The following is a 24,654-nucleotide window of genomic DNA, read 5'->3' on the forward strand; positions in this document are numbered from 1 at the left end:
CTGAAATTCTCTTAGGCTGACGTCATCGGTGATGACGTCAAGCGGGACTGCGTGGCGAGCCCGACGCGCACTAGCCGGCACGACGGGCATGGTGTGATTTACTGTGCGCGCTGCTGTAAAATTTCAACGGCAGGTAAGGTTTTGCCTTCCAAAAATTCGAGGAAAGCACCGCCGCCGGTCGAAATATAATCGACGCGATCAGCAATTTCGTATTTAGCAATCGCAGCCAGCGTGTCACCACCGCCGGCGATAGAAAAGCCGTTTGAATCGGCCACCGCCAGCGCCAGCACCTTGGTGCCATTGCCGAACTGATCGAATTCAAACACGCCGACCGGACCATTCCACACAATGGTGCCGGCTTGTTTGATTTGCGCAGCCAACAGCGCGGCCGTAACCGGGCCGATATCGAGAATCATGTCGTCATCATTGACATCGGCGACTTGTTTGACGGTCGCCAGCGCGGTCGGCGAAAACTCCGTCGCGCACACCACATCGGTAGGAATTGGTACCGAAGCACCGCGCGCGGCCATCAGCGCCATAATCGCGCGCGCTTCTTCGACCAAGTCTGGTTCGGCCAGTGATTTACCGATCTTCAAACCGGCTGCCAGCATAAAAGTATTGGCAATACCACCGCCGACGATCAGTTGATCCACTTTATCGGCCAGCGATTTGAGTATGGTCAGCTTGCTCGATACTTTCGAGCCGGCCACGATGGCGGTCAAGGGACGTGCCGGCTGGCCGAGTGCCTTGCCAAGCGCATCCAACTCTGCCGACAACAAAGGGCCGGCGCACACCAAGGGCGCAAATTTGGCGATGCCATGCGTACTGGCTTCGGCGCGGTGCGCGGTGCCAAAGGCATCATTGACATACACATCACACAAGGCGGCCATTTTCTGTGCCAACACATCATCATTCTTTTTTTCACCGCGATTGACGCGGCAATTTTCCAGCAATACCACTTGACCAACTGCCACTTCCACACCATCGATCCAGTTTTGCTTAAGAGCTACAGGCATATCGAGTAATTCGGCTAAGCGCGCGGCAACCGGGGCCAAGCTGTCGGCCGGCTTGAATTCGCCTTCGACCGGGCGACCGAGATGCGAGCTCACCATCACTGCCGCACCGGCTGCCAGCGCCTGGCGAATCGCCGGCACGGAGGCGCGAATGCGCGTATCTTCGGTAATATTGCCCTGTTCATCCTGTGGCACGTTGAGATCGGCGCGAATGAAAACGCGTTTACCGAAAAGCTGATTACCTGCGATGAGGTCACTGAGTCGATTGAATTGCATCGTGATATTAAATTGGCAAGATTAATAGGAAAAGCGGCCCGTGACCGAGCACCATCACCCTGCAAGAGCAGGCAGTGCCGAGTCGAGAAGGCGAGAAATTGAGTCAACGTTACGCTATTTTACCAAAGCCCCAGCCTGCCCTGCAGCGTTTTGCAGTCTATTTAGCGCCCAGGCATGAAAAACCGGGCAATTCACCACAGCAAACGCAAGGCCGTATAGACGGCCATGCCGAGGACAATCGTCTGCAGCATGTTTTTACGCAACATAAAAAACAGCGTCGCGGCTATACCGGCGAGCAATTTCGGGTGCGGCGCACTGAAATCGACGCCACTATGATCCGACAAGAGCTCAGGAATGATGAGGGCAGCCAAGGCGCAGGCCGGCGCATAGCGCAAAGCTTGCTGCAAGCGCGCCGGCAAATTAATCCTATGGCCGACCAACCAGAACCCACTGCGGGCAATGAAAGTTGCCAATACCAAAAGAAAAATCACCCACCAGATATTGATAGTGTTCATGCTTGCACCTCCGATTGTGGCCAGTAAGCATCACAGCACATCGCCGCCGCCATGCCGATTAATACTGCCAACAACAAACCCAATTTATACGGCAAGGCCAGCGCCAACAGCGCGATCACACCGGCCACCGCCACGCCGACCAAGGCGGCGCGATTGATAATCAAGGGCAGCATGATGCAAAGCATCGCCAAGGTCCCGGCAAAACCCAAGCCCCAACTGGCCGGCACCTGTGCACCGAGCACGATGCCGATGATGGAACCGATCTGCCAAGCGGCCCAATTCGGATAGATCAAGCCCTTCAGATAGCCGAGCTTACCGGTGAAGTTGCCGAGTTCAGGAAAACGTTGCAAGAACAGGCCGACCGACACGTCACCACTGAGGAAACCGAGCCAAGTGCGGCTGCGCCATGGTAAGTTGGCGAAATGCGGTGCCAAAATGGCGGAAAAAATCACGAAGCGCAAATTCACCACCAAGGCGGTGGCAAAAATCACCAAAGCCGGCGCATGTGCCGCGATCAGCGGCAAGGCCGCCAATTGCGCCGAGCCGGCAAATACCGTCAGCGTCATTACCAGCGCCTGCGTCAGACTCAGGCCAGCCTTGATCATGGCCACACCGACGACCAAGCCCCAAGCGCCGACGCCGAACCAGGTCGGGGCGCTGATGCGCCAAGCCGCGCGGGTAGCGGCGTGTTCAGTCTCAAATGTCATGATGTTAAAGTAAGCAGCAAAGCCGCCCATTTTAACGTTCGCAGCGGCCTTGGTGACAATAAATTCACCGCTGTCCGCGCTCGACGTGCGTACAATCGCTTGGCAGCGGCTGCAATCGCTGACAGCAAAGCGCGACAATCCGTTAAAATTGCGTTTGTCACTTAGTTAAACGCAGCCCCCACTATATCGGAGTCATGATGTCCACCCCTACCTCCCACGCCGCCAGCACCGGCAACGTCGTCGAATTAGCCGCCAAAGATTTGCCCGCCTATTGCCCGAATCCGGCCATGCCGCTGTGGTCTTCCCATCCGCGCGTGTATCTCGACCTCTCGCACGGTGGCCATGCCGCCTGCGCTTACTGTGGCACCGAATACAAACTCGCGCCCGGTACCGTTCTCAAAGCGCATTAAGTCGCCATGATCATGCGCGCTAAAAAGCAACTCAACGGCAGTGCCGACGAAGTCGAAACTGCCTTTTACGATGCGCTCAGCCGCGCTGATCTGGAAGCCCTCATGCTGCTGTGGGCCGATGATGAGGAAATCGTCTGCATTCACCCCGGTGCCGCCAGGCTGATTGGTCACGCCGCGATCCGCGCTTCATGGGAGGCGATCCTGGCGCACGGCAGCGTACATATCGTCGCCAGAAAAGTCCACGTGGTCGCCAATATGCTGACGGCCGTGCACAGCATCATCGAGCAACTCGAACATGCAGTCAATGACCGCGCCGAGGTGCATATCGTCGCCACCAATGTGTATATCAAAACACCGCTCGGTTGGCGCATCACCATGCATCATGCTTCCGGAGCGGTCGGTCAGGCGCCGGCGGAACACAGCCGTAGCGCTGTGCTGCACTGAGCCGGGCCGACGATGAATTATGTTTCGCCACGCTGGCTGCCAGGTGGGCACTTACAAACCATTTACCCGGCGCTGGGTATAGCGCCGCCAACGCCAAGCTTGCGGCGCGAGCGCTGGGACACTCCCGACCACGATTTCATCGATGTCGATTTTCTCGATGGCCAGCCCGGCCAGCCACTGGTGGTACTGTTTCACGGCCTCGAAGGTTCAAGCGCCAGCCATTATGCGCGCGCCTGCATGGCGGCGCTGCAGGCACGCGGTTGGTACGGTGCGGTACCGCATTTCCGCGGCTGCTCGGGCGAACTCAATCGTGCGCCGCGCTTTTATCATTCCGGCGACGCCACCGAAATCGACTGGATCGTGCGTCGTCTGCAGGCACAACATCGCGCCGCCCATCCACACGCGGCGCTACTGCTGGCCGGGGTTTCCCTCGGTGGCAATGCCTTACTGCGCTGGTTAGGCGAATCGCAACACGCGGCTTGCATCGCCACGGCTGCCTGTGCGATCTCGGCGCCACTCGATCTGGCACGTGGCGGTGCGGCGCTGTCCAGCGGTTTCAACCGCATTTACACGCGCATGTTCCTCAACACCTTAAAACCGAAATGCCTGCAAAAGCTGGAACAATTTCCCGGCTTATTTTCACGCGCGCGCATGCTCGCGGCCAGTAATTTGTATGAGTTCGATAATGTCGTCACTGCGCCGCTGCATGGCTACCGCGATACCGATGATTACTGGCTGCGTGCCAGCGCCTGCCACATCCTCGAGCAAATTCGGCTGCCCACCTTGGTGCTCAATGCGCAAAACGATCCTTTCTTACCCGGCCGTTACTTACCACAAACCGCAGCCCCCTGCGTGCAGCTTGAGTACCCGCAGCACGGCGGACATGTCGGCTTCGCCGCCGGCAGTTGGCCCGGCAATCTGGCTTGGCTACCCGCTAAAATGCTGCATTTTTTTGATCAGGTCTTGTAATGGATAAACTCGTTCTGGCGGCCATCGCCAAATGGCCCGATGTACCGCACTGTCACGGCTGGCTCGGCCTCGACGCGCGCGGCCAGTGGCGCATGCGCGATCAGCGCTGCCAAGACCTGAATCTGCCCGGTGACATCATTCGCCACAGCGGTCTCTTGCAATTCATCATACGCAATTACCTGCATGACGAGCACGGTGCCTGGTATTTTCAAAATGGCCCGCAGCGCGTCTACGTCGATCTGGCCGCCACCCCCTATATCGCCCGCACCGGCGCGGCCGGCTTGACGCTGCACACCGGCGCGAGCATGCCCGCGCCGCAGCAGGCATGGATCACTGCCGAAGGCCAGATCCTGCTGCACAGCGGCGAGATTCTCGCGCTCATTGATGACCGCGATTTGGCCGAGGTGATGGCATGGATACGAATAGATGCTCAGGCGGTCGATGATGAGACGTTGTTGGCGTGGCTGGCCGGTACAGTCAGTGCGAACGCCGAACTACAAATCGGCAGCGCGCGCCTGCCCTTGAAACTAGCGAGCCTGTCAGCGTGCATGCAAGAGTGCGGATTTATTGCGCAGCCGCAGCCGTGACCGGCGAACCGTCGGTCGCGCTGAGCGCATCGACTGCTTGCAAGGTTTTTCTGAAGTGTGCAATTTTTTCTTCCTCCACCGATAAAAACCGCGTACTGCTGACATCATAAAAGTGGGGCGCGATTTTTTTACAAATCTCGTGGTCTTCCTCGAATACCTGGCGATTCACTTTGGCCGATGAATCAAAAAAATGTGCCATGGCGGCCGGTGGATACGACTTTTTCAAACAAGCCTTGAGCAAGCGGCTGTAAAAAAAGGTTTTATTCTCTTGCTCGGACGGGAAAAAATTTTGCAGCGAATACGAATAGCCGTAAGTCGAGGTCAGCATGGTAAACGGGAACAAATAAATGCTCATGTAACCTTCATGCTGTTCGCTGATATCAAACATGCGTTTGATCGAACGTAATTTCTTATCGGCACTGGCATCGGTAATTTTAAAATACGCCAGAGAATTGATGCCATGGTAAACGTTGGCAGTTTCTTCCAGCGCCAAGCGGCCCAGAGTGTGCGGATGCACGAAGGGAATATGCAATGAATCCTGGGCATTTTCTATCGCCAACTTCCAATTGCACTGATACGGATAGGCATTGAAATCTGCCGCGCCATCGATACACATGGAAATCGAGGCGAGCTGCATGAACACCTCGCCGAGTTGGGTATCGAGATCGCTACGTGGCGCAAAGGCAGCAAATAAAAAATCACCACACCATTCGGTTCGAAGGGTATTGAGATGGGCGCCATCAAGCTCGCCGGCCGCAAATTTCTCGCGGCACGGAATATGTAATTGCCCTTGGCTATAGCTCCAACCATGATACGAGCAACTGAGCCGTCCACGCCCTTGCTGCTCAGTAAAAAACCGCGTGCCGCGATGCGGACACAAATTATCAAACACCAGCAAATCGCCATGGTCATTGAAAATACACAGCTCTTCATTGAGCCAGTTCAGTTTGATGAACTGGCCCTGTTCCGGCAGCTCGCTACGATGGCACAGCAAATGCCAGAATTCACGTTGCAAACGTCGATCGCTGATCATAAAGTCCTCGCCGGCATGGTGTAGACCGTACTGTGCTCGCGCACCCGGCGCACCACGGTAGCGCCGGCACCAATTTTAGCAAAATCGCCGACTACCACCGAGGGCAGCACACTGGCATGCGAACCGACGAACACGCCGCGACCGATCTGCACATGACCAGTCAAATCGACGTGGGCACAAATCGTACTGCCAGCACCGACCTGCACATCATGACCGACACTGGAATGACAATTGAGCAGCACGAAGTCGCCCAATGTGGCATCGGCTGAAATGAAACAGAACGGATGCACCACCACGCCTTTACCCAACTTGGCCGTGGCGGCCAGCACCGCGTTCGGATGCACCACGCTGAGAAACTGTGCGCCCTTTTCTTCCAATTCAGCCGCAATGCGTAACTTGGCCGCTGGATCGGCAATCGCCAATAACAAATACACCTCAGCAGCAGGCTGATAGTCACGGATCGTACCCAATACCGGATACGGGCAGGCGGTACGTAAACTGACCATCGGCAGCATGGTGTCGTCGATGAAACCGACGATATGCAATTGGCCGGCATCGATCTGCGGCTGCAGGAAACCAAGGATTTCGCGGGCCAAACCACCGGCCCCGACTACCACAATATTTTTTTGCTCTGTCATTGTCTCATCGCGCCATGTAACCGCCATCAACCAGCCAACTGGCACCCGTGACCCAGCGCGCACCATCGGAAAACAGAAAGCCTGCAACTTGCGCAATATCGGCTGCGGCACCAAAACCAAGTAAGTGCTTGTCATGGTATTCCTGCACCGAAGCCTCACTCAGCGACTGCGTCAAACGCGCATGCATTTCCGTAGCCACCGCGCCGGCGACAATGCTGTTGACGCGAATACCACGAGGCGCAAACTCCACCGCCAGTGCCCGCGTCATGCCATCGACCGCCGCCTTGGCGGCGGCATACACACTCATGCCGAACTGGCCGCGCTGGCCAGCTACCGAGGACATCAACACCATGGCACCAGCATCGACCATTACGCCGCGCAAAGAAGCGGCGCGCGCCAAGGCCAGCGCACTTCTGGCGCTGGAGGCGAAAACTTCATCGAAATTTTTCGCTTTGCTTAACTTTACCGGACGCACGGCACTCACCCCGGCTGCGTGAAAAATCCCGTGCAAGGCACCACTCTGAGTCAATTGCTGCAAACACTCGACGATGGCATCATCGCCGTTGAGATCGAGCACTTGCGCGACATGCCCCGCGCCCTCGAGTTGCTGCATGCTTTCCTGCAGACGCGCGGCATCGCGGCCGACCGCAATGATTTGCGCACCGCACTGCGACAATAACACCGCCGTGGCGCGGCCGATACCAGACGAGGCCCCGGTCACCAGAATTCGCCGTCCAGCCAAACAATCTTTTTGGAAAATCATGATTTTACATTTCTGCTTTTTAAATTTCTATCAGCGCATTGACTTGCATACTGCCCAAGTTCAGCAAGGCCGCCGCCCAAGAATAGCCGACACCAAAACCAATCATGGCCACTTGCCCATCCCAGCGACAGGCGGTAGCCGCATCGGTGATGAGCAGTGGGATAGAGGCGCAGGAAGTATTCCCGTAGCGCTCCATATTGAGTGGTGCTTTGAGCGGATCGAGTTTGAGTTTTTTAATAATATGCCGGAGCATGAAACTATTAGCCTGATGAAAAGCAAACAGATCCACCGCCTCCTTGCTGACGCCGGCAAACGCCAGCAACTGCGTGACTAAGGGTGCGACATGGCTAAGCGTAAAGTTAAATACTTCGGCGCCATCCATATACAAGCAGCGCGGGTCGGCCGCGGCCAAGCGCGCATCGTCATCGAGGTAAGCGCGGGCACCGCCCTGAGGAATGATTAAATTCCGCGCGCCGGCACCATCGCTGCCAAGGACAAAATGGCTCATCGGTGCGGCGGCATCGAATTCCAGCGCCGTCGCCGAACCGGCGTCGCCGAACAATAAAGCCGTGGCACGATCGGCTGGATTGACAATCTTGCTGATGGTATCGCCCACCAACAGCAAGACCCGACGCAGAGCTACACCATCGAGTAATTTACCGGCCAACCACAAGCCATAGACGTAGCCGGAACAACCAAGATTGACATCAAAGGCGGCGCACGATGGACGCAGTCCCAATTGATGCTGCAATTGACAGGCACTGGCAGGCAGCCGGTAGTCGGGCGTTTGCGAAATAAAGATCACCGCATCGACACTCTGACGTTCCCAGCCCAGTTCGTCGAGCAGCGTGTTGGCTGCGGCCTGACACAAGTCGGCCGCGGTTTGCTGCGAGTTGGTGTGACGACGCGACTGCACGCCGGTCATTTTAGCGATATCGGCCACCGCCGCGGCACCGAATTGCGGCTCGAAGGCGGCATTACTGATGCACAGAGCAGGGACGGCACTGACCATGCCGCGTATCGCCATCTGTGCGATTGCCGTATTCATACCGGCCGCTGACATCGCGCCGCTCATGCTCAAGACTTCCCGGCCGCTTCGACCAAAAGCAAAATATCAGACAATTTTTCGCACTTCGCCAAGGCCTGACCATCGAGCATGACATTGTAGACATCATCCACCAAGGCCATGCACGACACCACTGCCAAGGAATCCCAAGCATAGCTTGCGAGCTCGAGTGCCGGGTTGACTTGTGCGACATCGATCTCCAAGATCTCCGCCATTCCTTCAAAAAATTCTTGCATGGTATTTCCTCTGTTCGCTATGTCAGCGGTAAATCGGGTAGAACAATTAATCAAGCTGCGCGCTCAAAACATCGTCACGATGCCGGCACCCCACGAGTAGCCCACCCCAAAGCCAACCAACAGCAGCACCTCGCCGGACTGCAGCTGGCCCTTGTCTTTGGCGCGTTTCAGCGCAATCGGTATCGACGAAGAGACGGTATTGCCGACACTGTCGAATTCAATTATAAACTTCTCGCGCGGTATCTTGATCTTCTTTCGCAAGGCTTCAAGAATAAAACCGTTCGCTTGATGAAACACCACATGATCGATCTGATCCAGCGTTTTCCCAGCTTTCTGTAATACCTGCGCCACCACCTTGGGCACGGCACTGAGCGTGAAGCTGAGAATTTCCGGACCATCCATAAACAATTGTTCGGCACTGCGCACATTGCCAGAACTGTCGCTGTAAGGCGCGGCCGTGGCGGCCGAACGCGGCGTGCGCGCGGCCCCGGCAGGTACCATCAAATTACTCGCACCACTGCCATCGGTACCGAGCACAAAAGGGCCGGACGGCGGCAGTGCTGAGGCCAGCGTCGGCTCGGCCACAATCAGCGTCGCTGCCGCGGCGTCGCCGAACAGCACCCGGACACTGCGATCGAGCGGATGAATCAGTTTGCTGTAGGTATCACCCGTCAACAGCAAGACGCGGCGCGCCTCACCGGAAACAATCAGCGCTCTGGCTAACGACAATCCGTAGACAAAGCCGGAGCAGCCCAGATTGATATCGAGCGCAGCGCAAGCCGAGTTCAATTGCAAGCGTTGATGAATCACGCAAGCGCTGGTCGGCAGCAGATAATCAGGCGTCTGGGTGCAAAACAATAAAAAATCGATTTGCTCTCGCTGCGCCGGATCGGCCGAAAACAATTTTTCCGCCGCGGCGACGGCCAGATCAAGCGCCGTCTCCTCCGCAGCGGCCAGGTGTCGTTGCACAATGCCGGTTTTATCAAAAATTTTTTCCGCCGACCATTCCGGAAAAGTATCTGCCAGCACCTCGTTGCTGAGCACGGCAGCAGGCAAATGGTATTCTATGGCTGAAATTTTTGCGGACATCAACATGTCGTTTGGCCTCATGCTCATTGGCGAGTAATCACCTTGATGATACGGTCCATTGCAGCAGGTTCCAGATCGGGGTAAATCGGCAGGCACAACACTTGTTGTGAAGCGCGCGTCGATACCGGCAGATTGGCCGCAGCCGCTGAGGGCAACTGCGCATACATCGCAAATTCTGAAATCAAGGGGTGAAAATAGCGGCGCGGATGAATATTCTCGCGCTTGAGTGCTTCATATAAGGCGTCGCGGCTGAGCGGATAATCATCCCCCACCAAAATGGGAAAATACGAATAATTCGCGCTGGTCAGGGCACTGCAGGGCAAACAAGCTATCCCCTTGACCTCGGCCAGTCTGACCCGATAAATCGCATCGATACTGCCACGCGCAGCAATCGCTTGATCAACATACTTGAGTTGCAACAGACCGAGTGCGGCATTGAATTCGCTCATCTTGCCATTGATGCCGGCGGCGGCGATGCTGACTTCGTCGAGAAAGCCGAAATTTTTGAGATGATCAATATGCGTTTTGCTTGCTTGGTCCGGACAAATAATCGCCCCGCCTTCAAAGGTGTTGAATACCTTGGTCGCATGAAAGCTCAGGATCGATAAATCGCCATGCCTGAGCACGCTGCCGCCCTCATCACGCACCGAAAACGCATGCGCCGCATCGTAAATGACTTTGAGCCCATGACGCGCCGCGATCGCGCGAATCGCCTCGACATCACAAGCCTGGCCATAGCAATGCACCGGCATGATCGCCGTGGTGCGCGCAGTAATGGCCGCTTCGATGCGCGCCGGATCGAGATTGAGGGTATGCGGATCAATATCGACGAACACCGGCTCGACACCATTCCAAAGCAAAGAATGAGAAGTCGCCACGAATGAATACGGCGTGGTGATCACTTCTCCTTTGATATTCAAAGCTTGCAGCGCCGTCACCAAGGCCAGCGTGGCATTGGTGAATAAAGAAATATATTTTACCCCGAGGTAGGCGCATAAAGCGCTCTCAAGTTCCTGGTGATAAGGGCCGCCATTGGTCAGTACTCGGCTGTGCCAGATTTTTTCCAAATAAGGCAGCAACTCTTCCAGCGGCGGCAGCACCGGCCGCGTCACATAAATCGGTTCAGGACCGAGCTCGGCGCTCATGCTGCGTCTGCCAATAAAGTGAAGCTACCATCGCGCCGGACCACTTCAAATGAAGCCGTCGGGGTCTGCGCGCACCAGCGCTGCCATGCCACCCGTAAAGCATGGTCAAAGGCCCCGGCAACGAGCTCAGGATCAGACACGGCCGCGCCGAAAAAGCGCGCGCGTAAATTGGCACGAATCTCAGCCAATTGCGTGATATCAGCGGCAATCGCCTGACCTTTCGCTAAGAACGTCGCCTCATCGTTGGCCGCAAACAGCTCGGCCAAACCGACATGTGAAAGATTGGCGATACCCTGACGCGTGCTCGGATGTGCGCCGACCAAGGTCAGTGTCGGTACACCCATGCACAGCGCATTATTGGTGGTGGTGCCGCCCGTGTAGGGGAAGGTATCGAGACAAACATCGATATCATGGTGCTGTTCCAAATACGTCGTCAGGTTACTGCGTTTGAGGAAACACAGGCGTTCGCCACCGATTCCTTCCTCGGCAAACCAAGCCAGCAATTTTTCATTTTCATACTGATCCGAGGCCGGCATCGCCCCCATGACCATATTTGAGTCCGGAACCAGTAGCAATAATTTCGCCCACAAACGAATCACCTCACGGCTGATTTTATCGATGCGATTGAAACTGCCGAACGTAATGTAACCATTACTCAAGGCTGGCAAAGTATTGACCGCCGGGCCTTGCTTTAAAAATTGAAAGGTCGTGGTGGCGGGTAAGCGAATGATTTTTTCGACGAATTGTTTTTCCGCCTCAACGGGCGGCAAAAAGTAAGCATCACCGACGAAGTAATCGATGCTTTGCATACCGGTAGAACCCGGATACCCGACCCAGCTCAATTGTACCGGTGCCGGTTTGCGAGCGAAGGTCAAGAGACGATTGCGCGCGGTATGGCCAGACAAGTCGATCAGAATATCGATTTTATCGGCGCGGATTTTTTTCGCCAGATGCTCATCCGTGACGGTGCCGATACGGTTCCAATGGCGCGCATACGAACGCATGCGTTTGCTGATCCCGTCTTCGACCACAGAATTATCGTAAATATGCACGACCACACTGGAATGCTTTGCCAGATAATGAAAAATCGGTTCGATGAAAGAAACCACGGCATGATTAATCAAATCCGCGGACACAAAACCGATGTGCAAAATACGCTCAGGATCTCGGCTGTTAGCGTGCGGCTTTTGTTGCGGCAACAAGGGCGATTCAAATTGCAAACCAAAGGTCTGATGTTCGGCAAAAATTTCTTGCGCATTCATTCGTTCACTATGCAGCAAGGTGAACAGGTAATTGCTGTAGGCGATATTGAATGTCGGGCTCAGTTCCACGGCTTTCTTGTAACTGTCGATCGCCTCTTCCAACAAGCCGATATCTTTCAAACTCAAAGCCATATTATTGTAAGCGGCATAAAATTCCGGGGCCAATTCTATCGCTCGGCGATGGCAGACTATCGACTCGGCAAACCGGCCCTGCTTATATAAAGCCATGCCAAGATTACTGTGCGACGGTGCCAACAAAGGCTGCGCCTGGATGGCGTCGCGATAGGTTTGAATGGCATCATCCAAACTACCATGCACGGCCAGCGAATTGGCCATATTATTCATCGCCTCGGCAAATTCGGGCTTGAGCTTGAGGGCCTTGCGAAAAGCCAGAATTGCCACATCATAGAACTGCATTTCATGCAATTCCTGACCGACGACATTGAGCTGTTCCGCGTCATCATGATTGAATTGAACTGCCGACTGGTAATGCTGTTTGGCCTGCTCGCTGTGACCTTGCTCGCGCAAGATCGAACCCAAGCAGATATGCGCTGCCGAATAGCCTGGATCGATCTGTATCGCTTGTGCAAACGCTTCTTGCGCCTGCTCTGGCAAAGTCAGACCCAACAAAGCGAGGCCTAAATTATGATAGGTCTGTGGCTGATCAGGACGCACGCTCAGCGCCAAGCGAAACTGTGCTACCGCCGCCTCATATTGTTCAGCATCGTTATATACATTACCGCACGCGATATAGGCATCGGCAAAATCGGCTTTCAAAGCGATCGCTTGTCGGTACGGTATCAAAGCTTCGGTAGCGCGGCCAGACTTGTAGAGCGCATTGCCACTGTTAAAAAACGCCGAGGCCGAACTCGGATTGAGTTCTATCGCCCGCGCATAGGCCGCCAAGGCCTCGTCGTAACCCGACAGCTTGAGTAAGCCATTCCCCAGATTCAAATGGGCACGTGCGAATGCGGGACTATGCTCGACGGCGGCGGTATAGTAGGTCAATGCCTGCGCCAATTCGCCGCGGTCTTCGGCATCATTACCCTGCTCGATCAGGCTGATTGCCTGCGCCTCTGCCGTCAATACGACGGGCGCAAGAGCTGCCACCGGTACAGCTGGCGGCGCTTTTTTTCCGGCAAACAAACGTTCAAATATACCCATCAGTTTTCCCATGTATTAGAACGGCGCTCAGCACCTTGTTGAGGCAGCAGCATGCTGCCGTCATCATTTTAAATTATGCATCAACCACCGGGTCAGTTCGTCAGCGTGCAAACGATCATGCCCAGCTTCCAACAAACGCCATTTGAAAACATTCCCCAGTTGGGCTTTCTTATACACATTGAGTTTTTCACTGGCCTTGAATTGGACCACCTGTTGCAGTACCTTGCCCAGCAACTCACGTTGCTTTTTCTCGACAAATTTACTGCTCTTGGCCTGCGCATCGACTTTCGAGCGTTCCAAATAAAAATCCGCCAAGCTGATGCCGAATTGTTTTGCTTTTGTTGCGTTTAACCAACTAAATACCATATCCCTGACTCCTGATGAGCGCTGTTAACTGTAGCGTTGTCGCTGCTATTTACGTTTTTTTTCTTCTGCCAATTCTTCTTTATGCTGCTCTTTCCATTCGCGTTCGCGCGCATCGATCACCGCCAACTCATAATACTGCGCATCGCTTTGACGGCGCGCCAGATCGAGCTGTAGCAAGGCCAAGCTCCAATTGGCCTCGAGCGCATGGGCTTCGGCCAGAGCAAGATGCTGCGCCGCCAGCTTATTCTGTGCCGCATACACTTTAGCCAAACCACGCTGCAGGCGCGCCTCGCTGCGATACATACTGAGCTGATCGCGCAAAAACGCGCCAGCTTCCTCGTAACGCTTAGCCAACAGCAACGCATCGGCATATTGATACACGATATCGCGCGCCAACGGCAAGTCACGCATGGCTTTGGCCGCGGCATCGACGGCCGCATCATAGTGCTGCTCGCTTATCAAGATGTCAATTGATAAATACGCCAGCGCACTGCTGAGCGTCAAAATATACTGCTGCTGTGGGGCTTGCTGAATACGTTCTTGGCTTTGTTCCAGCAATTTATGTGCCGAGACGTAATTTTTTTGTTTAAATGCAACAAATGCCAAGCCATAGTTGGCGGCAATTTGATCTTCTGCCAAGCGCGATTTCAACTGCGCCTCAAAAAATGCCTTGGCATCCCTCAAGCCTTGTACGCTCGCGTCCTGCAGCACACGCACGCGCGCCTTCATCAAAAAAAATTCCAAACCATCGGCGCGCTGGCGATAGCGTTGATCGAGCATGCGCGCCTGAATATCGGCGATCCGCTCACTGGTCAGCGGATGGCTGCGCAAATACGCCGGCGCATTATCGGTGTAATTACGCATCGATGCCTGCAAACGGCCAAAAAATGTCACCATCCCAGCGGTATCAAACCCGGCATCGCGCAAAATTTGGAAGCCGATGCGATCGGCTTCGCGTTCGGCATCACGACTGAAGTTCAACTGATGCTGAATCGCCAAGCCCTGACCACCAGCGGCAACCGCGATCGCCGCATCGGGATTAGTGCGCGCGGCCAGTACGGCCAAGGCCAAGGCGGCCAGTGGAATCAAGGAATCGAATTTTTGACTGCTCAGCATGCGCGCGATATGCCGCTGCGCGACGTGGCCGATTTCATGCCCCATGACAGAAGCCAGTTCCGACTCCGATTGCGCGGCTAAAATCAAGGCCGTATGCATGCCGATGAAGCCACCCGGAAAGGCAAAGGCATTCAATACCGGATCACGCACGGCAAAAAATTCGAATTCAATATTATTTTCACCGCGGGCATCGGGGCGTGCCGCCAGCAATACATTACCGAGCCGATTCAAGTATTCCGATACGGGGCCGTCATCAATATAGTCGGGATCACGCCGAACGGCATTCATAATTTGCTCACCAAGACGACGCTCCATCAGCGGCGACAAATCTTCGCGCGAGCTGTCGCCCAAGGTAGGTAAATTTTGTCCGCCCGTCGAAATTGGCAGCAGCACGGCAGCCGCGCCACAAGACCAAACCAAGGTGAGACAACGCGCGGCGGCGACGCTGCGTGGCAGCAGTCGAGACAACAGAGGAGTGAACAAGCGAGAGAAACAGCGGTTTTTCAATTTCATAATGCTATGATGCCCGATTACGGCGGAATATCCCGAATTTTTCGAATAAACAGAGTAGGACACCATGAGTAGCGAGCCAGCCCCAAGCCCACAACTGAGCCACTTCGACCAAACTGGTCAAGCCCATATGGTCGATGTCGCCGAAAAGCCCGACAGCCATCGGATTGCCCGCGCCGCCGGACGCATACGCATGCTGCCGGCGACCTTGGAAATCATCAGCGCTGGCAATGCCAAAAAAGGCGACGTGCTCGGCATCGCCCGCATCGCCGCCATCATGGCAGCCAAACGCACCAGCGACCTGATTCCCTTGTGTCATCCGCTGGCACTGACACGCGTCACGGTGGAATTTACGGTAGACGTCGACAACGCGGCCATCGATTGCCAGGCCCAAGTTGAAACCGTCGGCAAGACCGGGGTGGAAATGGAAGCGCTGACTGCCGTCCAGATCGGCTTGTTGACCATCTACGACATGTGCAAAGCGGTCGACCGCGGCATGGTCATGAGCGATATCCGGGTAGTCGAAAAACAAGGTGGCAAATCGGGCCACTGGGTCAGTTTGATCGACTGAGTCGTAGCCTGGGCCCGGCCCTCAGGGTGCGCTGCGTAGTGGCATGCCATGTAACACCACGGCATAGCGGGTATCAACCCGCGCCTGCGCGCGCCAATAATCAAAATATTCAGGATAGGCATCCGGATGCAGCCGCTGCAAGGTTTGCATCATGCGCAACGCGGCCTGCGGCTGCCCATTCAAGACATACACCTCGGCTAATTTATTGAGGATGTGGACAAAGCCGAAACGCGGTGTCCAATACTCAAAATAAGCGATATCGGCCGCCGCCATGTCGGCATGCAGCGGCATTTGCATCAACTTGAAGTAAGCAAAATATTGTGGAAACAGGGTATACCGCGGTGCCACCAACGCCGGGTTGCTGATGCCAGCCGGGCTGGCATCCCAGCGCAAGACGCGAAACCCAGCGACCACGCGTTGGTAATCCCAGCATACGCCAACCAAGACCAAGCAGGCCAAGGCCACCGCAGCATGCACCCAGCAAGTTGCTACGCGTCGGCCACGACTGGGCCAGCGGCGCTGATGCAGCATGCCCATCAGCAGCGCCACCGGAATCAGCACGTAGGCGTACCACAGCGGAAATTCCACCATGCTGTGTACCAGCGCCGCGACCAGACACATCAGGGCCATGCGCGCGCCCGCCGACAGCGGCGCAGAGAAACAGGTTTGACGCAACCAATAGACCAAGGCCGCGCAGAGCAGTGCCGCCGCCGGCCAGCCGAGTTCGGCCGCCAGATTCAAAATCAGATTATGCGCATGTTCGGCATACGTACCCGTCATCAGGTCGGCCGCAACTTTGACTTGTTCGGTGCCGAAACCGAACCAGCCGGCCCCAAGCCAGGGATGGGCCGCCGCGATGTGCCAAGCCTGTCCCCACAAACTCAGTCGCTCCGAGCGCCCTCCTATGTGTTCGGTCACCGAGCCACCGGCTAAACCGGCGAGCTGATTGATTAGCGGCAAGAGCGTCACCAACAGTCCATAGAACAAACACAAGGCTGCCAAAGTCAGAACGGAACAGCGCCGCTGCCCGGCGACAGGCCGCCACAAACAGGCGGCGAAGGCTGGCACGATGATCCAGCCTATGCGCGACTGCGTGAGCACCAAACCACTCAAAAGCAGCAAGACCAGCGCCACTGCGGCACGCCGCCCGACACGCGCTTGCTCAAACAAAAATGCCAGCCCAGCCAAGGCAAAACACAATAACAAGGCCAGTTGATTCGGTTGTGCCACATTGGCATACGGGCGCAGATTGATCTGACTCGAATGCGCCATGCTCATCACCCACGGTGCCGCCGTCACGCCCAGCATTTGCGTATATTGCATACACACCGAGATACTGCCGGCCAGCAGAAATACCGGCGCCAGTAACAGGCACACCGCTTGCTCGTGCTCGACTGTCAGTTGAGCACCGACACACAAGGCCACTGCGCAGAGCAACAGATACATCAGCGGTAAGACGATATCGGCCGCGATCGGTATCAAACCCAGCGCGTATTGCAACAGAATGAGCGCCATCACGGCCAACGGTGCCAGCGCAACGCCGGGCAAGCGCAGTCGCGGCGTCGCTACGCGCATCAAGCCTGCCAAGCACAATAAAAGCCCGATCACGGCGGCGGCATCGTGATAAAACACCCGCAATGGGTGGATATGATACGGCAGCAGAAACGCGACCATCAAAGCCAAGCCACAAGCGAGCAAAGGCCAGTACAAGGCCGAGCGCTTGAGACTAAGCGCGGGGGCAAGAGGAGGACAACTCAACATAGGAAATTAAAAACCATCTTTCTCAACATAGGCCAAGGGCATGGCGCTGTCGGCGTCAAGCAGGACGGTCCAACTGCCATCTTTGGCGACGATGGGCAAATATACCAACTGTGCTGACGCCCGACCGCTGGCGGTAATGGCGCGCGCGATTTCAGCGCGCGAATCGGGATACTTTTGGTACAAGCTGCTCAAGGGCTTGGCGGCCGCCAGCACTGCCGTTTTGCTGGCAGCATAGCTTTGCCAAAACAGCGGCCGCGCACTGCTGTCTCGCCCCGCCAAAGCCTGGGCAAAGACATCAAATTTTTCTGCATTACTGGCCGCACGCAGACCGACAAAACGCGGACCATTCAAAGGCAAAGCTTGAAATGGCGCTAAAGCTTGCGCTAACTCCGCCTCAGCCACATCGACTGCCGCCACGGTTTTAAATTGCAAGCCATCGAAGGCTACCACCACCGGCCGCGCCAAATACACCGACACCAAGCCATACGCCAAACCAGCACATTGTATTAACAGTATCAACAATATATCGCGCCGCAGTTGGCGTTGCGGCTTGCGAATATCGTAGATCACCAGCGTCAGCAAAGGGCCAAGCACGATGTCGACACTGGCGACCAAGGCGAGCAAATGCAGCCCGCCTGAGATCTGGCTGAAGGGCCACGGATACCAGACCAACAGTATGATCGTGGCGACGCTGCCGATAAGCAATGCGGAAAGTAAAAGATGGTAAAAGGCAGCAAAAAAGCGGTTATTTGGCTTTTTCATGAGCGCAAACGATCAAAAAATGGCGATGCGACAATTATAGCGATAAACCCGTCGAACTTGCTCAGGCACTGTACCGAAAGCCAACGCAACAGCAAAAAAAACCCCGACCTTGCCGGCGGGGTTTTCATCCAACAGCGACGCTCAAATTAATGACGGCATTCCGAAGGAACGAAACGGTAGTTCGCTGCTGCTGCGGTAGTACAAGCCCAAGTCACTGGGCCGCCAGTTGAATATCGTGGCGTCAAGGACAAGCTCACACCGTTAGCTTTCGTAGTACCGACACCTGTCAGTACACCAGTTGCATCAACGCAAGTAATCGACGACGTATTGACTGTCGCCGTTGTCACACCGAGAACACCACTGCAAGTACCGGCACCGGAACCATTGTTGTTGGACAAGTTTTCCACGATAGTCGGCTTAAAGCCTTCCATCAAACCCAATACCTCAGCAATGCGGGCGCGGACGGTGTAATCTTGGTAGGCAGGCAAAGCAACCGCGGCCAAGATACCGATAATCGCGACAACGATCATCAATTCAATCAGCGTGAAGCCTTGCTGTAGTTTTTTCATCCTATTCATCGCTAACTCACTTTGGTTTGAAACCCCGTCCTGTGGGGCGGTGTGGAGCTTGAATACCCTGAGTTGAAGCCGGGGGAATTCAAACCTGATGAGGGAATAGGGAATACCAACCCCTTCCATAGCTTTTCAACATCGACAGGCCGGGCACTGTGCTGAAAGCAAGCACAGTCGAATAAAAAAACCCCGCCATTGCGGGGGGGGCTTCATCAAACAGTGACGCTCAAATTAATGACGGCATTCCGAAGGAACGAAACGGAAATTCGCTGCTGCTGTAGTACAAGCCCAAGTGACTGGCGCACCAGCCGAGTATGATGGAGTCAGCGACAACGACACATTGTTAGCTTTCGATGTACCGACACCTGTCAGAACGCCTGTTGTATCAACACAAGTAACTGAGGAAGTATTGACTGTCGCTGTTGTCACACCAGAAATACCAGTACAAGTACCAGCGCCCGAACCATTGTTGTTAGACAAGTTTTCAACGACCGTAGGCTTGAAGCCTTCCATCAAGCCCAACACCTCAGCAACGCGGGCGCGCACTGTGTAATCTTGGTACGCAGGCAAAGCAACCGCAGCCAAGATACCGATAATTGCAACAACAATCATCAATTCGATCAGGGTGAAGCCTTGCTGTACTTTTTTCATCATATTCATCGATTTCATTTGAACTCTCCGGAAGGTAAACAATAAATGGGCAAACCACATATGCTTAGAAGCAAACAACATGCCATCTAGAAACAAGGCTGTTTTGCCCGTTTGCACGCAATCAAGGCGATTCACCGTCCGAAAAATTAACAATATGCGTCAACGCAATGACAATTTTCGTCAGCCGCCCGCGTCCGAAATAGCCGCGGCCGAGAAAAATGTAGTTCTTTTGAACAACTTAATGGATCGTCGCAAGCGACGATGGAAAAGACTCTGGAAGGGGTTTGCATTCCCTTCCATCGCGTCGCTCCTTCGTCGCTCTCCGGCCAAAAGAGGCTGTCGCAAAAGGGTAGTGAGTCGGTATCATTACCCTGACTGGTGGCCACGTCATTCCTGCGCGCTTTTGGCAGGAACCCAGCGGCGTTCGTGGTTAACTGAAAATGCCAGAAATTGTGGCATTTTCAGTGTAAAAAACGACGCTGGGTTCCCGCCAAAAGCATGCGGGAATGACGAGGCTGTGGCATGCAGGAATGACGAGGTATGCGGTGTTTCAGGTTTAAAAAACGTCCATCAGGCTTTTGCGACAGCCTCTGAAGGCCGGGGTTTCAAACCCTAGTCAGATTTTTGATGAAAATGCCGGGGCATGCGGGTATGCAATAACAGGAAGGACGCAATCAATGCCGACATTCCGCCGGTACAAAGGGGAAATTAGCCGCGCCACCGACCGTGGAACACGTCCACACCACCGGCTTGTCGGTGCTGTAAGTCGGGGACAGCAAGACAGAGATGAAAGCCGCTTTGGATGTACCAGTACCGGTCAATACCCCCGTTGCGTCGTCACAGCTGACCGAGCTGGTATTGACTGTTGGCGTAGTGATGTTGCTGACACCAAGGCAAGAGCCGGGTCCGCTACCATTATTACTCGACAGATTTTCTGTCACGGTAGGGATAAACCCGGCAGTCAGGCCGAGTACTTCGGCCACGCGTGCGCGCACGGTATACGTTCGGTACGCCGGCAAGGCGAACGCAGCCAAGATGCCGATAATGGCAATAACGATCATCAGCTCTATGAGCGTGAAGCCTTGCTCGATTCTGTTCATGGCGTTCTTCATTCATGAAGTAGACCACAACACTCAGCACACTGAGTTTGAAAAAAATCAAAAAATCGTCTTCTCGCGCTTCCCTAGGGAAGCGCAGATTTAATCGCAGTGGAATTGACCGTTGCCAATGAGGATGCAATGCAAGGCGTCTTCTGCTGTCAATAGCGAGCTATTGACAGCAGAAGGCAACGCAGCAGTGCGCCTCAGTGGCGGCGGGCAAACCGCTTGGATTAAATCTGCGCTTCCCTAGACCAACACAAACTGCATGTGTGTACCAATCAAATCAATAATATCGCCCTGCTTGAGCGCTTGTGCTTGCTCACCGATCAAGACGCCATTGAGCTTAGGGTATTGCTTACCTTCGACGTGGCGCAACATGTATTGCTCGGCTTGGCGCGTAATGGCCATCACTTGCGTGCCCGGGCTGCCGATCGTGGTGACGGGCTTGCTGACACTTAATTCCTTGCCGGCATTGGGGCCGTTCATCACGCGCACCTTGGCTTGCTGGGAAGGTTTGACGGCACCAGCGGCCGGATGGATGGCGGTAATTTGCGCATTTTTTTCCACCTGAAAGCGCAATTTGTACTTGCCGATGTCGATCACATCATCATGCTGCAACAAATGCTTTTTCACCGGCTGGCTGTTGACCATGGTGCCATTGGTGCTGCCGAGATCGAGCACAAACGAGCCGCTTGAGGCGGTATCGATGGCGGCATGCTGGCCACTGACGGTCAGATGGTCGATCACGATATCATTGCCGGGGCGACGCCCGACGGTCATCCGCGACTTGGTGATATTCACTTCCTGCTGTATCAAACCATTGAAGGTGACGATAATTTTCGCCATAGTTTTCTCATCATGTAAAACACAAAAATTATCGGGTCAGAAGACGACGCAGCCATGATGACTGCCCGACCTCGACTACTTTGAACAGCACGACGGAACAATTATCCTTGCCGCCTTCGGCATTGGCACAATCGACCAGCACGCGGCAGCAGCACGTCAAATCGTTTTGATGCCGCTGCAGGATGGCAGCGATCTCATCGGGCGTCAGCATATCGGTCAAGCCATCCGAACACAAGAGGTAGAGATCATCGGCCTGTACCGCATGCACCGTGATTTCCACGTCGATGTCATCTTGTGTGCCGACGGCACGGGTAATAAGATTTTTGATCGAAGAAAAACGCGCATCGGCTTCACTGATGAGGCCGGCATCGATTTGCTCCTGCAATACCGAATGATCATGGGTGAGCCGCGTCAGCGCAGCGGCGCGATACCGATAGGCGCGTGAATCACCGACATGAGCGAGCAGTAATTTATCATAGGAAAAGCAGGCCGTGACCACGGTCGTACCCATGCCTTGGCAAGCCGCATCGGTTTGCGACGCTTGCAGTACGCAGCGATTCGCCAATTCCACCGCTTCGAGCATCCAACGGGCCAGCGTGCGATCGGGCCAGCCTATCCGCAGCGACCACAAACCAGCCAAGCGCGCACATAAGTAATCAGTGATCAGGCGCGCACTCATGGCGCTGGCGACTTCGCCGGCGCGATACCCGCCCATACCATCGGCCAGCACGGCGCAGCCGTAATCGGCACAGACGATGATGGCGTCTTCATTATGCTCGCGCACGCGCCCAGTATCAGACAGCGCTGCGAATTGTAATACTTGCTGAGATGACATAGGTCAGTTACAGGGCGCTTGCTGTTAGCAGAATAATGTTTTTATTGTTTTACATCGTATCGGAATCAAATGGCATTGGACAGTGTGCCATAGCGAACATCGATACTAACAAAAAAGCCGCGACCAGCGCGGCTTTTTCACTTGCACAGTAACATTATTACAGCATAGCTTTCAACAAACGCGCCATTTCCGACGGGTTTTTAGTTGCTTTGATGCCGCATTCTTCCATGATGTCGAGCTTGGCTTGCGCCGTATCTGCACCACCGGAAATCAAGGCACCGGCATGACCCATGCGTTTGCCCGGAGGCGCAGTGACACCGGCGATGAAGCCGACCACTGGTTTTTTCATGTTGTCGCGTACCCAGTACGATGCATTGGCTTCATCCGGACCGCCGATTTCACCGATCATGATAACCGCATCGGTATCAGGATCATCATTAAACATGCGCATGATATCAATGTGTTTCAAACCATTGATAGGATCGCCGCCGATACCGACTGCCGACGATTGACCCAGACCGAGTGCGGTCAATTGACCGACTGCTTCGTAAGTCAAAGTACCGGAGCGCGAAACCACGCCGATACGACCCTTGCGGTGGATATGACCTGGCATGATACCGATCTTGATTTCATCGGGTGTGATCAAACCTGGGCAGTTCGGGCCGAGCAGCATAGTTTTGCTACCAGACTTAGCCATACGGTCTTTGAGCATCATCATGTCGCGCACAGGAATGCCTTCGGTAATGCAGATGGCCAAATCAAGGTCGGCTTCAACCGCTTCCCAGATGGCGGCAGCGGCACCGGCTGGCGGCACGTAGATCACCGAAACGGTAGCACCGGTGGCGGCTTTGGCTTCCGATACGTTGGCAAAAATAGGAATGCCTTCGAAATCTTCGCCGGCTTTCTTAGGATTAACACCAGCAACGAAACAGTTTTGGCCGTTCGCGTATTCGCGACACATGCGGGTATGGAACTGGCCGGTTTTGCCAGTGATACCCTGGGTGATGACTTTTGTATCTTTATTAATCAGGATGGACATTTTATTTCCTAGCAAATATTAAGCGTGAGCAGCAGCAGCAGCGACAACCTTTTGTGCGGCTTCTTCCATCGTGTCAGCGGCGATGATAGGCAAGCCGGAATCGGCCAGCATTTTCTTGCCGATGTCTTCGTTGGTGCCCTTCATGCGTACTACCAGCGGTACTTGCAAGGACACAGCTTTGGACGCCGTGATCACGCCTTCGGCGATCACGTCACAACGCATGATGCCACCGAAAATATTGACCAAGATCGCTTTCAGACCTGGGTTTTTCAACATGATCTTGAAGGCTTCTGTCACTTTTTCTGCCGTCGCACCACCACCTACGTCGAGGAAGTTGGCTGGTTCGCCGCCGAACAATTTGATGGTATCCATCGTCGCCATGGCCAGACCAGCACCATTGACCAGGCAACCGATATTACCGTCGAGGGAAATATAGGCGAGGTCAAATTTAGAGGCTTCGATTTCGGCCGGATCTTCTTCATCCAGATCGCGGTAAGCGACGATTTCCGGTTGACGGAACAAGGCGTTGGCATCGAAATTGAATTTCGCATCAAGAGCGATGACTTTACCGGAACCGGTCAAGATCAAAGGATTGATCTCAGCCAGCGAGCAATCGGTCGCCATGAAAGCTTTGTACAAACCTTGCAACTGTACGCGGGCGTCCGCGATCGAGCCTTCAGGCACACCGATTTTGCGCGAGATATCGTCGGCTTCAGCATCTTGCAAGCCAGCTGTTGGATCAATCGCTACCGAGTGCAACAGTTCCGGGTGGGATTCTGCCACTTCTTCAATGTCCATGCCGCCTTCGCTCGAAGCCATCAAGACCACGCGTTGGCTGATCCGGTCGGTGACCATACTGACATACAATTCTTTAGCAATATCGGCACCTTCTTCGATCAGCAAGCGACGTACTTTCTGACCTTCCGGGCTAGTCTGGTGCGTTACCAGTTGCATGCCGAGAATCGCTTCGGCGTATTCGCGTACTTGTTCCAGTGACTTCGCTACTTTCACGCCGCCGCCTTTACCGCGACCGCCTGCATGAATTTGCGCTTTCACGACCCAGACTGGTCCGCCCAGGGTTTCCGCTGCCTTGACAGCTTCATCAACGGACAAGCATGGGATACCGCGCGGTACTGTCACTCCGAATTGACGGAGGATTTCTTTACCCTGATACTCATGGATTTTCATACGACTTCCCTTCAGACACT

At 54.8% G+C, this 24,654-nt stretch carries 27 protein-coding genes; 5 read left to right on the top strand and 22 right to left on the bottom strand.

Going from position 1 to position 24,654, the window contains the following annotated elements; translation table 11 throughout:
* Positions 1-98: 98 nt before the first annotated feature.
* The 3 genes from RHM61_RS02145 to RHM61_RS02155 all read right to left on the bottom strand — a co-directional run bounded on the left by RHM61_RS02145 (position 99) and on the right by RHM61_RS02155 (position 2,511).
* The gene (locus RHM61_RS02145) at positions 99-1,289 is read right to left on the bottom strand and encodes a phosphoglycerate kinase (RefSeq protein WP_322249489.1); all 1,191 of its coding nucleotides are present in this window, start codon (positions 1,287-1,289) and stop codon (positions 99-101) included.
* 191 nt (positions 1,290-1,480) lie between these two features.
* Entirely contained in the window at positions 1,481-1,804 is a 324-nt protein-coding gene (locus tag RHM61_RS02150; protein ID WP_322249490.1) for an AzlD domain-containing protein, read from the bottom strand.
* Positions 1,801-2,511: an AzlC family ABC transporter permease gene (locus tag RHM61_RS02155; RefSeq protein WP_322249491.1), complete on the bottom strand. Its 711-nt coding sequence runs from the start codon at positions 2,509-2,511 to the stop codon at positions 1,801-1,803. The genes RHM61_RS02150 and RHM61_RS02155 overlap by 4 nt, the downstream gene beginning before the upstream one ends.
* A 194-nt stretch (positions 2,512-2,705) precedes the next feature.
* Here RHM61_RS02155 and RHM61_RS02160 point away from each other — a divergent pair, with 194 nt between their 5' ends.
* The 4 genes from RHM61_RS02160 to RHM61_RS02175 are packed head-to-tail and all read left to right on the top strand — an operon-like array spanning position 2,706 to position 4,921.
* Entirely contained in the window at positions 2,706-2,921 is a 216-nt protein-coding gene (locus RHM61_RS02160; protein WP_323503130.1) for a zinc-finger domain-containing protein, read from the top strand.
* Positions 2,922-2,933: 12 nt separating this feature from the next.
* Entirely contained in the window at positions 2,934-3,365 is a 432-nt protein-coding gene (locus tag RHM61_RS02165; protein ID WP_322251023.1) for a YybH family protein, read from the top strand.
* A gap of 12 nt (positions 3,366-3,377) precedes the next feature.
* Positions 3,378-4,334, top strand: a complete 957-nt coding sequence (locus RHM61_RS02170; RefSeq protein WP_322249493.1) for a YheT family hydrolase — start codon at positions 3,378-3,380, stop codon at positions 4,332-4,334.
* The gene (locus RHM61_RS02175) at positions 4,334-4,921 is read left to right on the top strand and encodes a DUF2946 family protein (RefSeq protein WP_322249494.1); all 588 of its coding nucleotides are present in this window, start codon (positions 4,334-4,336) and stop codon (positions 4,919-4,921) included. Before RHM61_RS02170 ends, RHM61_RS02175 begins: the two co-directional genes overlap by 1 nt.
* Here the strand turns inward: RHM61_RS02175 and RHM61_RS02180 are convergent.
* From RHM61_RS02180 to RHM61_RS02225, 10 genes are all read right to left on the bottom strand, one after another.
* A complete protein-coding gene (locus RHM61_RS02180; protein ID WP_322249495.1) occupies positions 4,899-5,954 on the bottom strand; it encodes an aromatic ring-hydroxylating oxygenase subunit alpha in 1,056 nt (351 codons plus the stop codon). The genes RHM61_RS02175 and RHM61_RS02180 overlap by 23 nt on opposite strands.
* Positions 5,951-6,592: an acetyltransferase gene (locus tag RHM61_RS02185; RefSeq protein ID WP_322249496.1), complete on the bottom strand. Its 642-nt coding sequence runs from the start codon at positions 6,590-6,592 to the stop codon at positions 5,951-5,953. Before RHM61_RS02185 ends, RHM61_RS02180 begins: the two co-directional genes overlap by 4 nt.
* Before the next feature lie 4 nt (positions 6,593-6,596).
* On the bottom strand, positions 6,597-7,355 hold the full coding sequence (locus RHM61_RS02190; protein WP_322249497.1) for an SDR family oxidoreductase: 759 nt from the start codon (positions 7,353-7,355) through the stop codon (positions 6,597-6,599).
* Positions 7,356-7,374: 19 nt separating this feature from the next.
* Complete coding sequence (locus tag RHM61_RS02195; RefSeq protein ID WP_322249498.1) at positions 7,375-8,403, bottom strand: ketoacyl-ACP synthase III; 1,029 nt, start codon at positions 8,401-8,403, stop codon at positions 7,375-7,377.
* A 29-nt stretch (positions 8,404-8,432) separates the two neighbouring features.
* Positions 8,433-8,657: a phosphopantetheine-binding protein gene (locus tag RHM61_RS02200; RefSeq protein WP_322249499.1), complete on the bottom strand. Its 225-nt coding sequence runs from the start codon at positions 8,655-8,657 to the stop codon at positions 8,433-8,435.
* A gap of 63 nt (positions 8,658-8,720) precedes the next feature.
* Positions 8,721-9,752, bottom strand: coding sequence for a ketoacyl-ACP synthase III (locus RHM61_RS02205; RefSeq protein WP_322249500.1), 1,032 nt, complete (start codon positions 9,750-9,752; stop codon positions 8,721-8,723).
* A gap of 17 nt (positions 9,753-9,769) precedes the next feature.
* Positions 9,770-10,891: a DegT/DnrJ/EryC1/StrS family aminotransferase gene (locus tag RHM61_RS02210; RefSeq protein WP_322249501.1), complete on the bottom strand. Its 1,122-nt coding sequence runs from the start codon at positions 10,889-10,891 to the stop codon at positions 9,770-9,772.
* Positions 10,888-13,317 (bottom strand): tetratricopeptide repeat protein, encoded by a 2,430-nt coding sequence (locus tag RHM61_RS02215; protein WP_322249502.1) that lies wholly within the window; start codon positions 13,315-13,317, stop codon positions 10,888-10,890. The genes RHM61_RS02210 and RHM61_RS02215 overlap by 4 nt, the downstream gene beginning before the upstream one ends.
* A 63-nt stretch (positions 13,318-13,380) precedes the next feature.
* A complete protein-coding gene (locus RHM61_RS02220; protein WP_322249503.1) occupies positions 13,381-13,683 on the bottom strand; it encodes a hypothetical protein in 303 nt (100 codons plus the stop codon).
* 45 nt (positions 13,684-13,728) lie between these two features.
* Positions 13,729-15,312 carry a M48 family metallopeptidase gene (locus RHM61_RS02225; RefSeq protein WP_322249504.1) on the bottom strand — a complete coding sequence of 528 codons (1,584 nt, stop codon included), beginning with the start codon at positions 15,310-15,312 and terminating at the stop codon, positions 13,729-13,731.
* Between the two features lie 64 nt (positions 15,313-15,376).
* On the opposite strand from RHM61_RS02225, the gene moaC reads away from it, so the two are divergent.
* Positions 15,377-15,880 carry a cyclic pyranopterin monophosphate synthase MoaC gene (gene moaC, locus RHM61_RS02230; protein ID WP_322249505.1) on the top strand — a complete coding sequence of 168 codons (504 nt, stop codon included), beginning with the start codon at positions 15,377-15,379 and terminating at the stop codon, positions 15,878-15,880.
* Between the two features lie 21 nt (positions 15,881-15,901).
* Here the strand turns inward: moaC and RHM61_RS02235 are convergent, their stop codons facing one another.
* The 9 genes from RHM61_RS02235 to sucC form a co-directional block, all read right to left on the bottom strand.
* Positions 15,902-17,638 (bottom strand): PglL family O-oligosaccharyltransferase, encoded by a 1,737-nt coding sequence (locus RHM61_RS02235; RefSeq protein ID WP_322249506.1) that lies wholly within the window; start codon positions 17,636-17,638, stop codon positions 15,902-15,904.
* Between the two features lie 9 nt (positions 17,639-17,647).
* Positions 17,648-18,403, bottom strand: coding sequence for a TfpX/TfpZ family type IV pilin accessory protein (gene tfpZ, locus RHM61_RS02240; protein ID WP_322249507.1), 756 nt, complete (start codon positions 18,401-18,403; stop codon positions 17,648-17,650).
* A gap of 146 nt (positions 18,404-18,549) precedes the next feature.
* Positions 18,550-18,981, bottom strand: coding sequence for a pilin (locus RHM61_RS02245; RefSeq protein ID WP_416200208.1), 432 nt, complete (start codon positions 18,979-18,981; stop codon positions 18,550-18,552).
* 225 nt (positions 18,982-19,206) lie between these two features.
* Positions 19,207-19,644 carry a pilin gene (locus RHM61_RS02250; RefSeq protein ID WP_322249508.1) on the bottom strand — a complete coding sequence of 146 codons (438 nt, stop codon included), beginning with the start codon at positions 19,642-19,644 and terminating at the stop codon, positions 19,207-19,209.
* 656 nt (positions 19,645-20,300) lie between these two features.
* A complete protein-coding gene (locus RHM61_RS02255) occupies positions 20,301-20,726 on the bottom strand; it encodes a pilin (protein WP_322249509.1) in 426 nt (141 codons plus the stop codon).
* A gap of 246 nt (positions 20,727-20,972) precedes the next feature.
* Positions 20,973-21,572 carry an FHA domain-containing protein gene (locus RHM61_RS02260; RefSeq protein ID WP_322249510.1) on the bottom strand — a complete coding sequence of 200 codons (600 nt, stop codon included), beginning with the start codon at positions 21,570-21,572 and terminating at the stop codon, positions 20,973-20,975.
* Positions 21,573-21,600: 28 nt separating this feature from the next.
* The gene (locus RHM61_RS02265) at positions 21,601-22,407 is read right to left on the bottom strand and encodes a Stp1/IreP family PP2C-type Ser/Thr phosphatase (protein WP_322249511.1); all 807 of its coding nucleotides are present in this window, start codon (positions 22,405-22,407) and stop codon (positions 21,601-21,603) included.
* Positions 22,408-22,564: 157 nt separating this feature from the next.
* The gene (sucD, locus tag RHM61_RS02270) at positions 22,565-23,446 is read right to left on the bottom strand and encodes a succinate--CoA ligase subunit alpha (RefSeq protein WP_322249512.1); all 882 of its coding nucleotides are present in this window, start codon (positions 23,444-23,446) and stop codon (positions 22,565-22,567) included.
* Positions 23,447-23,464: 18 nt separating this feature from the next.
* On the bottom strand, positions 23,465-24,634 hold the full coding sequence (sucC, locus tag RHM61_RS02275) for an ADP-forming succinate--CoA ligase subunit beta (RefSeq protein WP_322249513.1): 1,170 nt from the start codon (positions 24,632-24,634) through the stop codon (positions 23,465-23,467).
* Positions 24,635-24,654: the final 20 nt, after the last annotated feature.

This window comes from Undibacterium sp. CCC3.4, assembly GCF_034347425.1.
Classification (GTDB): domain Bacteria; phylum Pseudomonadota; class Gammaproteobacteria; order Burkholderiales; family Burkholderiaceae_D; genus Undibacterium.

Excerpts from the sequence above, each read along its gene's own strand:
- RHM61_RS02255 (WP_322249509.1), bottom strand. The coding sequence starts at position 20,726 with ATGAACAGAATCGAGCAAGGCTTCACGCTCATAGAGCTGATGATCGTT.
- RHM61_RS02185 (WP_322249496.1), bottom strand. The coding sequence starts at position 6,592 with ATGACAGAGCAAAAAAATATTGTGGTAGTCGGGGCCGGTGGTTTGGCC.
- RHM61_RS02220 (WP_322249503.1), bottom strand. The coding sequence starts at position 13,683 with ATGGTATTTAGTTGGTTAAACGCAACAAAAGCAAAACAATTCGGCATC.
- tfpZ (WP_322249507.1), bottom strand. The coding sequence starts at position 18,403 with ATGAAAAAGCCAAATAACCGCTTTTTTGCTGCCTTTTACCATCTTTTA.
- RHM61_RS02210 (WP_322249501.1), bottom strand. The coding sequence starts at position 10,891 with ATGAGCGCCGAGCTCGGTCCTGAACCGATTTATGTGACGCGGCCGGTG.
- RHM61_RS02150 (WP_322249490.1), bottom strand. The coding sequence starts at position 1,804 with ATGAACACTATCAATATCTGGTGGGTGATTTTTCTTTTGGTATTGGCA.
- moaC (WP_322249505.1), top strand. The coding sequence starts at position 15,377 with ATGAGTAGCGAGCCAGCCCCAAGCCCACAACTGAGCCACTTCGACCAA.
- RHM61_RS02190 (WP_322249497.1), bottom strand. The coding sequence starts at position 7,355 with ATGATTTTCCAAAAAGATTGTTTGGCTGGACGGCGAATTCTGGTGACC.
- sucC (WP_322249513.1), bottom strand. The coding sequence starts at position 24,634 with ATGAAAATCCATGAGTATCAGGGTAAAGAAATCCTCCGTCAATTCGGA.
- RHM61_RS02260 (WP_322249510.1), bottom strand. The coding sequence starts at position 21,572 with ATGGCGAAAATTATCGTCACCTTCAATGGTTTGATACAGCAGGAAGTG.
- RHM61_RS02145 (WP_322249489.1), bottom strand. The coding sequence starts at position 1,289 with ATGCAATTCAATCGACTCAGTGACCTCATCGCAGGTAATCAGCTTTTC.
- RHM61_RS02215 (WP_322249502.1), bottom strand. The coding sequence starts at position 13,317 with ATGGGTATATTTGAACGTTTGTTTGCCGGAAAAAAAGCGCCGCCAGCT.
- RHM61_RS02245 (WP_416200208.1), bottom strand. The coding sequence starts at position 18,981 with ATGAATAGGATGAAAAAACTACAGCAAGGCTTCACGCTGATTGAATTG.
- RHM61_RS02155 (WP_322249491.1), bottom strand. The coding sequence starts at position 2,511 with ATGACATTTGAGACTGAACACGCCGCTACCCGCGCGGCTTGGCGCATC.
- RHM61_RS02265 (WP_322249511.1), bottom strand. The coding sequence starts at position 22,407 with ATGTCATCTCAGCAAGTATTACAATTCGCAGCGCTGTCTGATACTGGG.
- RHM61_RS02175 (WP_322249494.1), top strand. The coding sequence starts at position 4,334 with ATGGATAAACTCGTTCTGGCGGCCATCGCCAAATGGCCCGATGTACCG.
- RHM61_RS02160 (WP_323503130.1), top strand. The coding sequence starts at position 2,706 with ATGATGTCCACCCCTACCTCCCACGCCGCCAGCACCGGCAACGTCGTC.
- RHM61_RS02200 (WP_322249499.1), bottom strand. The coding sequence starts at position 8,657 with ATGCAAGAATTTTTTGAAGGAATGGCGGAGATCTTGGAGATCGATGTC.
- RHM61_RS02205 (WP_322249500.1), bottom strand. The coding sequence starts at position 9,752 with ATGTTGATGTCCGCAAAAATTTCAGCCATAGAATACCATTTGCCTGCT.
- RHM61_RS02170 (WP_322249493.1), top strand. The coding sequence starts at position 3,378 with ATGAATTATGTTTCGCCACGCTGGCTGCCAGGTGGGCACTTACAAACC.
- RHM61_RS02195 (WP_322249498.1), bottom strand. The coding sequence starts at position 8,403 with ATGAATACGGCAATCGCACAGATGGCGATACGCGGCATGGTCAGTGCC.
- RHM61_RS02165 (WP_322251023.1), top strand. The coding sequence starts at position 2,934 with ATGCGCGCTAAAAAGCAACTCAACGGCAGTGCCGACGAAGTCGAAACT.
- sucD (WP_322249512.1), bottom strand. The coding sequence starts at position 23,446 with ATGTCCATCCTGATTAATAAAGATACAAAAGTCATCACCCAGGGTATC.
- RHM61_RS02250 (WP_322249508.1), bottom strand. The coding sequence starts at position 19,644 with ATGAAATCGATGAATATGATGAAAAAAGTACAGCAAGGCTTCACCCTG.
- RHM61_RS02225 (WP_322249504.1), bottom strand. The coding sequence starts at position 15,312 with ATGAAATTGAAAAACCGCTGTTTCTCTCGCTTGTTCACTCCTCTGTTG.
- RHM61_RS02180 (WP_322249495.1), bottom strand. The coding sequence starts at position 5,954 with ATGATCAGCGATCGACGTTTGCAACGTGAATTCTGGCATTTGCTGTGC.